15 protein-coding genes are annotated in these 13,124 nt (G+C 62.4%); 10 read left to right on the top strand and 5 right to left on the bottom strand.

Annotated features, from left to right (window positions below; all coding sequences use genetic code 11):
• Positions 1-2 precede the first annotated feature (2 nt).
• A complete protein-coding gene (locus tag HX801_RS28250; protein WP_177023150.1) occupies positions 3-1,502 on the bottom strand; it encodes a PLP-dependent aminotransferase family protein in 1,500 nt (499 codons plus the stop codon).
• Positions 1,503-1,579: 77 nt separating this feature from the next.
• Between HX801_RS28250 and HX801_RS28245 the strand changes: the two genes are divergently transcribed.
• Entirely contained in the window at positions 1,580-3,253 is a 1,674-nt protein-coding gene (locus HX801_RS28245) for a M24 family metallopeptidase (RefSeq protein WP_177023149.1), read from the top strand.
• Positions 3,254-3,338: 85 nt separating this feature from the next.
• Entirely contained in the window at positions 3,339-3,557 is a 219-nt protein-coding gene (locus HX801_RS28240; RefSeq protein ID WP_003214516.1) for a DUF4287 domain-containing protein, read from the top strand.
• A 28-nt stretch (positions 3,558-3,585) separates the two neighbouring features.
• On the opposite strand, the gene HX801_RS28235 is transcribed toward HX801_RS28240, so the two are convergent.
• The 3 genes from HX801_RS28235 to HX801_RS28225 form a co-directional block, all read right to left on the bottom strand.
• The gene (locus HX801_RS28235) at positions 3,586-4,089 is read right to left on the bottom strand and encodes a DUF2867 domain-containing protein (RefSeq protein WP_102368493.1); all 504 of its coding nucleotides are present in this window, start codon (positions 4,087-4,089) and stop codon (positions 3,586-3,588) included.
• Entirely contained in the window at positions 4,089-4,487 is a 399-nt protein-coding gene (locus HX801_RS28230; RefSeq protein WP_087693746.1) for a glyoxalase/bleomycin resistance/extradiol dioxygenase family protein, read from the bottom strand. Before HX801_RS28230 ends, HX801_RS28235 begins: the two co-directional genes overlap by 1 nt.
• Before the next feature lie 294 nt (positions 4,488-4,781).
• The gene (locus tag HX801_RS28225; RefSeq protein ID WP_177023148.1) at positions 4,782-6,014 is read right to left on the bottom strand and encodes an MFS transporter; all 1,233 of its coding nucleotides are present in this window, start codon (positions 6,012-6,014) and stop codon (positions 4,782-4,784) included.
• Positions 6,015-6,079: 65 nt separating this feature from the next.
• On the opposite strand from HX801_RS28225, the gene HX801_RS28220 reads away from it, so the two are divergent.
• A complete protein-coding gene (locus HX801_RS28220) occupies positions 6,080-7,069 on the top strand; it encodes an AraC family transcriptional regulator (RefSeq protein WP_008438855.1) in 990 nt (329 codons plus the stop codon).
• 4 nt (positions 7,070-7,073) lie between these two features.
• Here the strand turns inward: HX801_RS28220 and HX801_RS28215 are convergent, their stop codons facing one another.
• Positions 7,074-7,937: a LysR family transcriptional regulator gene (locus tag HX801_RS28215; protein WP_134326054.1), complete on the bottom strand. Its 864-nt coding sequence runs from the start codon at positions 7,935-7,937 to the stop codon at positions 7,074-7,076.
• A 107-nt stretch (positions 7,938-8,044) separates the two neighbouring features.
• Here HX801_RS28215 and HX801_RS28210 point away from each other — a divergent pair, with 107 nt between their 5' ends.
• The 7 genes from HX801_RS28210 to HX801_RS28180 all read left to right on the top strand — a co-directional run bounded on the left by HX801_RS28210 (position 8,045) and on the right by HX801_RS28180 (position 13,119).
• Positions 8,045-8,437: a tautomerase family protein gene (locus tag HX801_RS28210; protein ID WP_003214522.1), complete on the top strand. Its 393-nt coding sequence runs from the start codon at positions 8,045-8,047 to the stop codon at positions 8,435-8,437.
• Between the two features lie 275 nt (positions 8,438-8,712).
• Entirely contained in the window at positions 8,713-9,162 is a 450-nt protein-coding gene (locus HX801_RS28205; protein WP_003214523.1) for a MarR family winged helix-turn-helix transcriptional regulator, read from the top strand.
• 26 nt (positions 9,163-9,188) lie between these two features.
• Entirely contained in the window at positions 9,189-9,752 is a 564-nt protein-coding gene (locus HX801_RS28200) for an isochorismatase family protein (RefSeq protein ID WP_177023147.1), read from the top strand.
• A gap of 2 nt (positions 9,753-9,754) precedes the next feature.
• Entirely contained in the window at positions 9,755-10,084 is a 330-nt protein-coding gene (locus HX801_RS28195) for a hypothetical protein (protein ID WP_102368490.1), read from the top strand.
• Positions 10,085-10,089: 5 nt separating this feature from the next.
• The gene (locus HX801_RS28190) at positions 10,090-11,304 is read left to right on the top strand and encodes an MFS transporter (protein ID WP_003214526.1); all 1,215 of its coding nucleotides are present in this window, start codon (positions 10,090-10,092) and stop codon (positions 11,302-11,304) included.
• 1,259 nt (positions 11,305-12,563) lie between these two features.
• Complete coding sequence (locus HX801_RS28185; RefSeq protein WP_003207940.1) at positions 12,564-12,935, top strand: hypothetical protein; 372 nt, start codon at positions 12,564-12,566, stop codon at positions 12,933-12,935.
• Between the two features lie 4 nt (positions 12,936-12,939).
• Positions 12,940-13,119, top strand: a complete 180-nt coding sequence (locus tag HX801_RS28180) for a DUF1289 domain-containing protein (protein WP_003207939.1) — start codon at positions 12,940-12,942, stop codon at positions 13,117-13,119.
• Positions 13,120-13,124 lie beyond the last annotated feature (5 nt).

Genomic DNA, 13,124 nt, shown 5'->3' with positions numbered 1-13,124 from the left:
AATTATTTAGCCGCGCCCCCAATCGCCTGTGAAGCCTCAGCCAAACGCTGCGTAGCGACGCGGATTTCCTCCGAATTGAGCGAGGCGAAGCCCAGGCGCAAGGCATTTTCAGGATGATCAAACGGTGAAAACAGGCGACCGCTGCGCACCACCAGGTCCAGCTCCAGCGCTTTTTCAGCCAGTCGGTCGACGTCGATTGAGTCGGCGAACCTTACCCACAACGCTAGCCCGCCTTCGGGTTCCTGCACAGAGATCTGCTCGCCAAAAGCTTCCAGCAAACAACTGAGCAGGGTCTCCCGACGCCGGCGGTATTCCCTGGAAACCCGCCGCAGGTGCTTCTTCAATTCGCCATCGTTGATCAGGTCCGCGAGCATCCGCTGCATCACGGCATCGCCCTGGCCCAGGCTCACCGCCGCCGTACGCTCAAGCACTTCGATGAGGTTCGACGGTGCAACGATATAGCTGCAACGGAAGGTGCTGCCCAGGGACTTGGACAGCGAGCCGATGTAGATCACATGACGCTGCGCGCTGTCACTGGCCAGAGGCAAATAGGGCCGTCCGGCAAAGTGGTATTCGTGGTCGTAGTCTTCCTCGATGATGCAGAAGTCATGCAGCCGGGCCAGTTCCAGGAGCTGCTGGCGACGTCCGGCACGCAGGCTGACGGTGGTAGGAAACTGGTGATGGGGGGTGACGTACATCATCCGTACGTTATGCAGGCGGCACAGCTCGGCGAGCTGGTCGACCCGGCAACCTTCGTCGTCCAGGTCCACGGTGACCAGTTGCGCACCCAACTGGCGGAAAATCTCCCAGGCCGGTGGGTAACTCAGGCGTTCGACCACCACCACATCACCGGGCTTGAGCAGCGCGCTGGCGGTCAGGTACAGCGACATCTGCACGCCTTGGGTCAGGCAAATCTGCGGCGCGCCGACCGTCAGGCCGCGATTGTGGCGCAACATTTCGGCCAGGGCATTGCGCAGGTACTGGCCGCTGCCTTCGCTGCCATGGCGCACGGTGTTGGTGGTAAAGCTGTTGCGCAAGGCATTGCGGTAATAGCGGTGCAGCACGGCTTGCGGCAGCAAGCGATGGTCACAGGCGCCATTGTCGAAAAACAGCGCGCCGGGCCGGTGTTGCAGGGCTGTCACCTGTTCGCCTGGGGTGAAATAGGCCGCCGCAGGCACCTCCCGCAATGCCGGGGCAAACGACTTCGGGGCGCGGGTGGCCGGCACCGCGCCTGCCGCCAGCTGCGAACTGACGAAGGTACCGCGACGTTGAAGGCTGACCAGCCAGCCCTTGGTCACCGCCTCCTCGTAGGCAAGGATCACCGTCTTGCGGTTGACGTCCAGCAGTTGCGCCATCTCCCGCGTGCCGGGCAACAGCGCTCCGGGGCGCAGGCGGCCCTCAACAATCGCGCTCACCAGGCCCTCGACGATCTTTCTGTAGGACGCCTGCGGCTGCTCCCCATCGAGTTTGAGCAACGGGCGCCATTTGCGAAGCTGGACCATATGAATTATCCAAAACTGGAGGTTCTCCTGGTCCTAGTCTACCGCAACAATCGAGCCTCAATTGCCCCGAGGTGTTTATGCACAACCGCCATGTCGTTGAATTGTTGCCCTCGGGCAAATCCTTCGAAGCTGCCGATCAATTGCTGCTCGACGCCATGCTGGCCAGCGGTCTCGCCGTACCCTTTTCCTGCCGGCGCGGCGCCTGCGGGTCGTGCAAGGTCAAGGTGGTGTCGGGCCAGCACCGGGAAAAGCTGCGCACACCCGACACCCCTGCCGCCTCCTATCCGCTCGCGGCTGACGAGATGTTGCTGTGCCAGAGCCATGCCTGCAGCGACATGCGCCTGGAAATCCCCGGCTGGTCACTGGACACGCCCGCGCTGGAAGCCAGCGCACAGGTGATCAGCAAACGCGCGTTGAGCGCCGACATCGTCGAGCTGGTGTTGCTGACTGCCCAGCCACTCGAAGTCCGGGCCGGCCAGTACCTCAGGTTTCGCCTCGACAATGGCGACAGCCGCTGTTTCTCCGTGGCCAATCTACCCGCGCAGGACCAAGGCCGGTTGGTGTTTCATATTCGCCAGGTCAGCGGCGGCCTGTTTTCCGAACGCATCCTGCCGACCTTGCAAGTGGGTGATGCCGTGAAACTCGAAGGCCCCGTGGGCGCCTGCACCTGGCAACACGACGATGAGCGCCCTGTTGTGCTGTTCGCTACCGGGACCGGTTATGCCGGTATCAAGCCCTTGTTGCTGACGGCCCTGGCCCGCCAGGCCGAGGTCACCCTGTATTGGGGTAACTCGGCACCGGCGGACTTCTACGACGTCGAGTTTCTCGAACGGGCCAGCCAGGCCCATCCACGCTTTCTCTGGCATCGGGTTTTGTCGGCAGACGCCCGCGTACAGCAGGTCGCGTTGACACAGCCCCATGACTGGGCCGAGAGCCAAATCTACGCCTGCGGCAATAGCACGATGATCAACCAGGCCCGCGAAGCCTGCCTGGCGGCGGGTGCGCAGGCGCATCGTTTTGTCGCCGAAGCCTTCGTCCCCAGCGGTGCATTGACGCCAGCGGAGTCGCTCAACACGCGGCACCCGGTGCTGGAAAAAGTCGGCCCGCGCTACTCGCTGGACGGCATGCTTGCGGCCCGCGAGCAAACGGTCAGGGCCCTGGCCGCCATCGCCGATCAATTGAAAGTCGGCATGACCACGGCGCAAGCCCTCGCAATGGCCAGCGAGACATTGCAGGCCATGGGCGCGTCTCACACCTGGCATCCCACCTATATCCGCTTTGGCGAAGACACCATCCGCACACCCCGCCAAGGCATCGACCTGCTGCGCAAGCTCCGCGCCACCGACATCGCCGTGGTGGACCTTGGCCCGGTGTGGGATGGCTATGAAGGCGATTATGGCGACACCTTCGTCTTCGGCGAGCACCCGTTGCATGGTGCCTGTGTGAAGGCACTGCATGAAGTGTTCGACGAAACCCGCAACGCCTGGCACCAAGGGCTGACCGGACGCGAGCTGTATGACTTCGCCGAGCAAAGTGCCCACTCCAAAGGCTGGCGCCTTGAGCGCAACCTGGCCGGACACCGCATCGCCGACTTCCCCCATGCCCTGTTCGGGCAGGACAAGCTGGCTGAAGTCGAGATCGTACCGAGCGAGATGGTCTGGGTGCTGGAGATACAGATCTGCCATCCCACACAACCGGTCGGGGCGTTCTTCGAGGATATTCTGATTGGCGAGGCCAACGGGGGCGTGTAGGGACGGGCCGTACGGTGGACCCGGTGAGTCCAGAGCGGTAACGTTATCCGGGCATTATCACCTCAGCAAAAAGGGAGTTTGCATCATGACCGACGACACAAAAACAAAAGGGCCAGCGTCGTACTTCCCCTCCATCGAAAAAAACTATGGGCAACCCATTAGCCACTGGCTGGATCTGCTCAAGGCCGCCAGTTCCAGGAAGCATATGGAGCTTGTGGCCTTGCTCAAGACTGAACACGGCATGGGCCATGGTCACGCCAATGCGTTGGTTGCGTACTTCTTGGCGGCTGAAAAAGGCAATTGATCCACCTCCCGGCGGGCGGTGAACGTGCCTACCCGCCGGGCGTTGCGGCTGTCTCTTGCAGCGTTCGTTCAAGTCGTCGCAGGTGAGCATTCACAATGAGTTTGTGCGCTGGCCCCACTGGCAGCATGTAGAGGCGCCCATAGGTGTTATGGGTGACAACCGACGAGGTGATCGTGAGTACACGGTCAGCGATTGAAAGGCAGATCATCACATCCAGGTGCCGGTCACGCTCGGTCAGCACCAGCATGTCGGGCGCGCTGCGTTCCACCAGGAAGAAGTCCAGCCGGTCGCCGACCTGCACAGCCTCGCGCAAGGTGCCGGAGAACCCACCGATGCGCTTCACACCAAACAACGAGGAAATGGCATCCCTGATTCGGAAAGCCACCTGCATCAACGGCCCCGGTTCGCCGGTCATGATGTTCCAGGCATCCAGCGCGGTGATTTCAGTAGGCAGCGGGGCTGAACGGGTGTCGTAGTAATCAAGCTCTGACGGTGCACGCAGCGTGTGAACAACATCGGTAGTCGTCAACATTATCTTCCCTGATTGCTCGGTTGGAGCGGCTGACCTACATCAATACGATTCCCGTCCGGGTCTTCGAACACAAACGCCCGCAACCCGTAATCCTGATCCTTGAGGCGCTTGATGATCCTCGCCCCATGCTGCACGCAAGCGGCGTGCAGCCTGTCGACATCGTCCACCATCAGGTGGGCAATCGTGAACGCGGCGGCTGGGTGGTTGGGTTGCAAGGTCAAATGCAGCTCGCCCTGGTCGCGCTGCAGAATCATGAAGCCGATCGGGTTTCCATTTTCGAAGGCTTTCGTAAACCCCAGGACCCTGGTGTAAAAATCATGGGCCCTGCCCATGTCCTTTACGGGAAGCGTTACTGCAATTCGTCCGAAACGGACGCCATGATCAACGACTGCGCTCATCGCAGAACCTCAACGTGCAAGCACCATGACACCTGCCAGGCGGTGCTGGTGAGTGTGAAGCGCCTTGCCAAACCTGAAGGAGCAGGACGGTGCCTGCGAGGCAGAGGTTATTTTGCGCAGCTACTGAAGTAAAGAGAGATACGAGGGTCGCTGCAGGTCAATGATCAGCAGGCGGTCGTTCAGCTACGATTGCTCGGAGTCGGACCTGAGCCCAAAACCAGCAGGATTGATCAAGCGGCCTGAAAGGGGGCGAAGCGCATGCGTTTATTCTCGCCCCCTGCCTCTATCACGGTTTCAGAGATGAAACACCGGCCCCGCCTCTGCACCTTGTGGAGGCGCTTCAACCTTCACCTTCAGCGCAATCAACAGTGCCGCCAACAGCATCAAGATACCTGCCGCGACAAAGACCCCGCCGATACCACTGAAACTGAACATCGCGCCGCCTGCCGCCGCCCCGGCGGCAATCGCCGACTGCACTGAAGCCACCACCATGCCCCCGGCGCTTTCAGCCTGGTCAGGCACTGCCCGCGCCACCCAGTTCGACCAGGCCACCGGCACCCCGCCAAACGCCAGGCCCCAGAGCATCAACAACCACACCTGGCCGGTCACGGTTGCCGGCAACAGCGCCAGGGCGAGCGCCGCAACGCCCACCAGCGCGGGCATCAGCACCAATGTTCCACGCGGCAGACGCACCAGCAGCCAACCAGCCAGCAGCGTGCCGGCAAAGTTCGCAACGCCAAACCCCAGCAACATCAACGCCAGCCCCTCGGCATCGACGCCAGTGGTGCTTTCCAGGAATGGCCGGATATAGGTGAACAGCGCAAAGTGCCCGGTGTGCACCAGCACGCACCCCAACATGCCCACGGCAATGCCCGGGCGCAGCAGCACTTCCAGCACCGTCCTCAAGCGGGCGGTCCTGCGGGGTGCGAGCGGCGGCAGGGTGAACAGCTGGAACACCAGGGTCACGCCGCCCACTGCGGCGGCGGCGAGAAACGCGCTGCGCCAGCCGTACAGCCCACCCAAAAAGCTGCCCAGCGGCACCGCCACGACAGTGCCCACCGCGATGCCGCTGAAGATGATCGACAAGGCACGCGGCAGCAGTGCCGCCGGTACAAGCCGCATCGCCACCGCCGCCGCCATGCTCCAGAAGCCACCCAGGGCGATGCCCAGCAGGACGCGCATCAGCAGCAACACCGTGAGGCTCGACGAGACCGCCACCAGCAGGTTGGAGCAGATCATCAGTGCGCTGAAGCACAACAGCACCACGCGCCGGTCGATCCCGCGGGTCAGGCCCGGTACCAGCAGCCCGGCGAACAACGCCACCACCGCCGTGACTGTCACCGCCTGCCCTGCCAAGGCTTCCGAGACGCCGAGTTCGGCCGCCATCGGCGTCAACAAACTGGCCGGCAGGTACTCCGCCGTGAGTAATCCGAACACGCCCATCGCCAACGAAAACACCGCCATCCAGGCCGGTGTCGCGGGCGCCACATCTGCACCGGTTACGGCGTCACACACACAACTGTTCATCACTGGTCACCCTCCAAAAGTTATCGCGACGGCCAGTCTAGGTACGCAGGGCAGGATGATCTATGATGCAAAATCTTGAATCCTTTACCGAAACCCCGAAAATGATGCCTCCAGAACCGTTCGACGTGTCCTCTGACCTCATCAACGAGCTGTTGCGCGGCATGCGCCTGCGGGGCGTCGAGTACCGCCGTATCCAGGCCGGGCCGGCGTTTGGCCTGGGCTTTGCGGCCAAACCCGGGCATGCGTACTTCCACCTTGTCGCCGCCGGCGGCGTCACCCTGCGTACCGAGGACGGCACGCAGTACGAACTGACGCCGGGCAACGCCGTGTTCATCTCCCACGGGGGCGCCCATCAGTTGCTCTCCAGCCCGGAGGTGCCGGTGCAGGACATCGACAGCTTCAACGCCGCAGCCCTCGGCGATGCGGTGTGTGCCGTGGATGCCCGTGCCGATGCAGGCGTGGCTCAAAGCACCCTGCTCTTCAGCGGCTGCATGGAGTTTGAACTGGGGAGTTTGCACGGCCTTGGCCGCCTGATGCCGGACCTGATGCTGATCGACGCCAAGGGCCAACGTTATCCGGGGCTGATGCCGATCCTGGCGGCCATGGAGCGTGAAGTCAGCAGCGCCCGCATCGGCTTCGCCGGCATTCTGGCGCGCCTGGCGGACGTGGTGGCGGCCATGGTTGTTCGGGGCTGGGTCGAATGTGCCTGCGGGAATGCGTCCGGCCTGGTGGCCGCGCTACGCGACCCGCGCCTGGCCAAGGCCCTGCTGGCGTTGCATCAACAGCCTGGGCGCGACTGGACGGTGGAAGAGCTCGCGGCGCAGTGTCATACCTCGCGCTCGGTGTTCGCCCAACACTTTCAAACCACGATCGGCACGCCACCGTTGCGCTACGCCACCGAACTGCGGATGCGCCTGGCCAGCCAGTGGCTGACGCTGGAGCGGCTGCCCATTGAAACCGTGGCGCAGCGCCTTGGCTATAACTCCCAGGCCGCGTTCAGCCGGGCATTCAAGCGCGTCACCGGGCAGCCGCCGGGGGCCAGCCGGCGATCTTGAGCCGCTAGGAAAAGTGCGTGATCAACATTTCTCGCACTGCACTGACCAGCGAAGCCTCGCCCGGACGCGGCGGTAACAGGCTGAACTCGACATCGGGCAGCGCCGGAAGCGTTTGAATCGACCGGCATGCCTCGGCCCCGGCAGGCACGGCCGAGCTGTTCAGGCACGCCACGCCCAGCCCCGCCAGCAGTGCCGATTGCAGGCCCGCCACCCCGGACGCGGAATGCGCAATGACATACGGCACCCCGCGCGCATCCAACAGGTCGATGGTGAACCGCTGCAAGCTGCAATCCTGGGGAAGTACCACCAACGGCAGCGGCGCCACGAGTTCGTGCTGTGCGTCGAACCCACTGAGTGCCACCCACCGCAGGGCCTCTCGTCGTACGGGAATGCCTTCGGGAAGGCTGCGACCATCGAGGATGCGCATCGACAGGCCAATGTCGAATTCGCCGCTGTTGGCGCCCTTTTCGATTTGCAGGCTCTTGCGCACCGAAACATGCAACCGAAGCTGCGGATATCGCGTGCGCAAACCCTTCAACATGCCCGCGATGGCGCTCGGCAAAAAATAGTCGGTGATGGCCAGGCGCAGTTCGCCGCTCAAGGTCACGCCGCGCATGTCCTCAAGCACGCAGTCACTCAGCGCGAGCAATTCACGCGCATGTGCCAGCAGGCGCTCTCCGGCAGGTGTGGGGCTCACGCCTTTTTTGCCCCGCTCCAGCAGCGTCACGCCGGTGAAGGTTTCCAGCTTGCGAAGTTGCTCACTGAGCGCGGACTGGGAACGGCACAGCTTGGGCGCGGCCGCCGAAAGGCTGCCGGATTCCAGGATGGTGACGAAGGAGCGCAGTTGCTCAAGGTCAAAGGGGCGCATGTCTAACCTGCGTTTTTTCCGATAGATATCATTATATCTTCCCGTTTTTCAGATCCGAATAATTTTCTTAATCTGGCACCTCACCCTACCCTTACGAGGAATTCGCCATGCCAGGCATCACCCTGAAAATCTCCGGAGAACGCAATCCCGAACTGGTCCGCCAGCTCGTCCCGCAGCTCACTGCACTGACCTGTGAAGTGCTCGAGAAACGCCCGGAGCAGACCTTGCTGATTCTCGATTTTGTGCCGCACGACCAGTGGTTCATTCATAACCGCTCGCTGGCCGAACACGGGCGCAACGCATTCCGCCTGGAAGTCACCGTGACCGATGAGACCAACACCAAGGCGCAAAAGGCGCGTTTTCATCGTGAGGCCTACACGCTGTTGGCGGAGTTGATCGGCAACCTGCACCCGCACTCCAATGTGCACATCATCGACTGCCGGGCCAGTGCCTACGGCTATGAAGGGGTGACTCAGGAGTACCGCTATCAACACACTTGATAGGCCGGGAAAAAGCCGCGCATGAATATCGATCAGGTCAATGCGCGGCTCATCAAGTCCGTGAACAGTTGCAGAACCCGTTCATCATCCACGCCCAACAATCGGTCACCCACATAGCATTCGGTCTTGCACCATCCCGGTCCATGAACGACAGCACGCCCAGCCGCGACACCAGGTAACGCCCCGGCAAAAGGACCATTGACGCGGGCTTTTATGACAAAAAATTCATACAGCTAAACTGTACAGTTTTTCTGCAAGCATGCTAACGTCCGGGCATGAACAAACCTTCCATCACCTCCGAAACCCAATCCGCCGCCCTGGCTGCCGAGCTGCGCATCTCCCTGGGCAAGCTGATACGCCGGCTGCGGGAACAAACCCATCCGAACGATTTCACTTCCGCCCAGAAGTCGGTGCTGCTGCGCCTGGACCGAGACGGGCCCAGCACCGTCTCGGCCCTGGCCCGGGCGGAGAGCGTGCGGCCGCAGTCCATGCGCATCACCGTGGCCGGGCTGGAAACGATGAAAGCGATCAGGGGCAAACCCGACCCCAGCGATGGGCGCCAAACCCTGATCGAGCTGACTCCCGGCTTTCGTAAGCACCTGATCGCCAGCCGGGCGGCCAAGGACGATTGGCTGCTGCGGGCGCTGCAGGAGCAACTGTCTGCCGAAGAACAAGCTGAACTCGCGGCAGCGGTAAAGCTGCTGGAGCGCCTCGCCGACTTTTGAGCCCCCTACCCGTTCGAGGACATCCCATGGCCGTCACCTTGCTGGATCCCAACACCGCGCTGATCATCGTGGACTTGCAGAAAGGCATCGCCGAATACCCGTTCATCCACCCCATCGGCGGCGTGGTGGAACGCTCCCGTGCGCTGCTCGACGCGTTCCGCGAGCGCGGCATGCCGGTGGTGCTGGTCAACGTCACAGGCTTCGCCCCCGGGCGCACCGAGCGGCCACGGCGCAGTGATGTGTTTCCACCAGGATGGGCCGACCTGTTGCCCGAACTCGATCAGCAACCCGGCGACATAGGGGTGACCAAACGCACCTGGGGCGCCTTCGCCAGCACCGATCTTGAGGCGCAACTCAAAGCACTCGGCGTGACCCAAGTGGTGATCACCGGCGTTGCTACCGGAACCGGCGTGGAGTCCACCGCGCGCCAGGCCTACGAGGCCGGCTTCAACGTGACCCTGGCCGTCGACGCCATGACCGACGCGAACGCCGAGGCCCATCACTACAGCCTGAACCAGGTATTCCCGAAGCTGGGGGAAACCGGCACGGCGCAAGAGATCATCGGCTTGCTTGCAACAAGGGGGGCGTGACGATGCAATGGCATGAGCTGGTGTCTTATTTCTTCGGCGGCGTATTGCTCGCCAACGCGCTGCCCCATTGCCTCAGTGGCTTGATGGGCCAGTCCTTCCAGACGCCGTTTGCCAAGCCGCGCGGCCAGGGGCGGTCCTCCTCGACGCTGAATGTGCTCTGGGGTTTTCTCAACCTGGTGATCGGCTACGTGCTGGTCTGCCGGGTCGGGGACTTCGACCTCAAAAGCACCGCTGATGTGCTCGCCCTCGGGCTCGGGGCCTTGGCCCTGAGTGTATTCCTGGCGCAGCATTTCGGGCGCTTCAACGGTGGTCATTCCTCAGGGCCGGTGTGAGTTCGATGGGCATTTTCCGCTCGCTGCGCAGCGTCAACTACCGCATTTGGGCCGCCGGCGCCCTGGTGTCGAATATCGGCACCTGGATGCAACGCACGGCCCAGGACTGGCTGGTGCTGACCCAACTCACGCCGCATAACGCGTCGGCCGTCGGCATCGTCATGGCATTGCAGTTCGGGCCGCAATTGCTGTTGCTGCCCTGGACCGGCTTCGCCGCCGATCACTACGACAAGCGCAAGCTGCTGATGGTCACCCAGGGCGTGATGGGCGTGCTGGCGCTGATGCTGGGGGTGTTTACCCTGACCGGCATCGTGCAGCTGTGGCACGTGTATGTGTTCGCGTTTTTGTCCGGCTGCGCCTCGGCCTTCGATGCACCGGTGCGGCAGATATTCGTGGCGGAGCTGGTGGGCGAAGCGGACCTGTCCAATGCCATCGCGCTCAATTCCACCTCGTTCAACATGGCGCGCATGATTGGCCCGGCGGTGGCCGGCGTGACCATCGCATCGGTGGGCACCGGCTGGGCGTTCCTGCTCAATGGCGCGAGCTTTTTCGCGGTGCTGGCCTCGCTGTTTCTGCTGCGGGTTTCCGGCCTGCACACCAGCCTGCGGGCGCTGCGCACCAAGGGCAGCCTGACTGAAGGCCTGCGCTATGTGTGGGCGCGGCCGGACCTGATGGCGATCCTGATCATGCTGTTCTTGATCGGCACCTTCGGCATGAATTTTCCGATCTTCATCTCGACCATGGCCGTCACCGTGTTCCACGCCGATGCCCGCGGCTATGGCCTGCTGACGTCGACCCTGGCCATCGGCACCGTTGCCGGGGCGCTGCTCGCAGCCGGTCGCGAGCGGCCACACTTCAAAGCGTTGTTGATCGGTGCGCTGGTATTCGGGGTGGGCTGCACGCTGGCGGCGATTGCCCCGAACTATTGGTTGTTCGCCGGGGCGCTGGTGATCATCGGCGTGGGCGCGCTGACCTTCAGCAACACCACCAACAGCCTGATGCAACTCACCACCGAACCCTCCATGCGCGGCCGGGTAATCGCCCTGCGGGTGGGCGTGGCCCTGGGCGGCACACCGATTGGCGCACCGATTGTGGGCTGGGTGGCCGACCATCTTGGGCCGCGCTGGGCGTTGGCGGTCGGCGCGGCCTCGGGCATCCTGGCGGCCGGCGTGGCGGTGTACACCATGACGCGCAAGCTGGATCGGCCTAAAAATATGTGATGGGCAACACAGCTCCCACAGTTGATCTTCGCAGGCTCGCACAGTTGATCGTTCCCACGCTCTGCGTGGGAATACATCCTGTGACGCTCCGCGTCACCATTGCGCAGGACTTGAACCTTGCATCGTCAGCTGGACGCAGAGCGTCCGAGGCGGCATTCCCACGCCGAGCGGGGGAACGATCAATATCTGAAGGGCAACACGAATCCAGTGTGGGAGCTGTCGAGCTTCAGCGAGGCTGCGAAGAGGCCCTTTCAGGCAATAAAGATGTCGCCTGCCAGTCCGCCATCGCAGCCTCGCCAAAGCTCGACAGCTCCCTCAGTTGATCTTCGCAGGCTCGCACAGTTGATCGTTCCCACGCTCTGCGTGGGAATACATCCTGTGACGCTCCGCGTCACCCCTGCGCAGGACTTGAACCTTGCATCGTCAGCTGGACGCAGAGCGTCCGAGGCGGCATTCCCACGCAGAGCGTGGGAACGATCAATATCTGAAGGGCAACACGAATCCAGTGTGGGAGCTGTCGAGCTTTAGCGAGGCTGCGAAGAGGCCCTGTCAGGCAATAAAGATGTCGCCTGCCAGTCCGCCATCGCAGCCTCGCCAAAGCTCGACAGCTCCCACAGTTGATCTTCGCAGGCTCGCACAGTTGATCGTTCCCACGCTTTGCGTGGGAATACATCCTGTGACGCTCCGCGTCACCATTGCGCAGGACTTGAACCTTGCATCGTCAGCTGGACGCAGAGCGTCCGAGGCGGCGTTCCCACGCAGAGCGTGGGAACGATCAATATCTGAAGGGCAACACGAATCCAGTGGGAGAGCTGTCGAGCTTCAGCGAGGCTGCGAAGAGGTCCTGTCAGGCAATAAGATGTCGCCTGCCAGTCCGCCATCGCAGCCTCGCTAAAGCTCGACAGCTCCCTCAGTTGATCTTCGCAGGCTCGCACAGTTGATCGTTCCCACGCTCTGCGTGGGAATACATCCTGTGACGCTCCGCGTCACCATTGCGCAGGACTTGAACCTTGCATCGTCAGCTGGACGCAGAGCGTCCGAGACGGCGTTCCCACGCAGAGCGTGGGAACGATCAATATCTGAAGGGCAACACGAATCCAGTGTGGGAGCTGTCGAGCTTTAGCGAGGCTGCGAAGGGGCCCTGTCAGGCAATAAAGATGTCGCCTGCCAGTCCGCCATCGCAGCCTCGCTAAAGCTCGACAGCTCCTACAGTGGATCTCTCGCGTATCATCACCCTCCTCGCTCCTCAAGGAATCCCCATGTCTTCAAGCAAACGCGACAGCGCACGCATCGAACGTCGCCTGGTCGCGACCCTGACCGAAGCCTGTGAGATCGCGAAGGCCGAAATCACCGGCTTCGACTGGCTGACCCACGAAGTCGACTACCAGGCCTTTGCCCAAAGCCTGCTGGTCATCTGGGTATTCGATACCAGGGCGAACCGGGAACTGGCCCTTTCTACCGGACTGGACCTGCGCATGCGCGAGCTGACGGCCACCGCGCTGGAGGATGCCGGGGTGGATCGCCCTTCTTCGCACCGCTACGTGCGCTTCGACTCCGAGGAAGAATGCCACCTGCAGCATGGCGGCAATTGGCGCCTGCGCCTGCTCAAACTGTATGCGGTAAAGGGGTAAAGCCTTGGCTAAAGATATCGAGAACCCGTGCGTCTCAACCTGCCAGCTCAGTGGTGAGCTGTGCGTGAGTTGTGGACGCACCAAGGACGATATTCGCAAATGGAAAAAGATGAAGCGGCCAGAGAAGATGGCCGCTGTGCAGCGCGCAACGTTGCGCTTGAAGACGTTGAAAAAGGGCAAGTGACGCAC

Origin of the sequence: Pseudomonas sp. G1002, from assembly GCF_013385455.1 — a bacterium.
GTDB lineage: Bacteria > Pseudomonadota > Gammaproteobacteria > Pseudomonadales > Pseudomonadaceae > Aquipseudomonas.
This window is presented reverse-complemented; position numbering and strand designations above follow the sequence as displayed.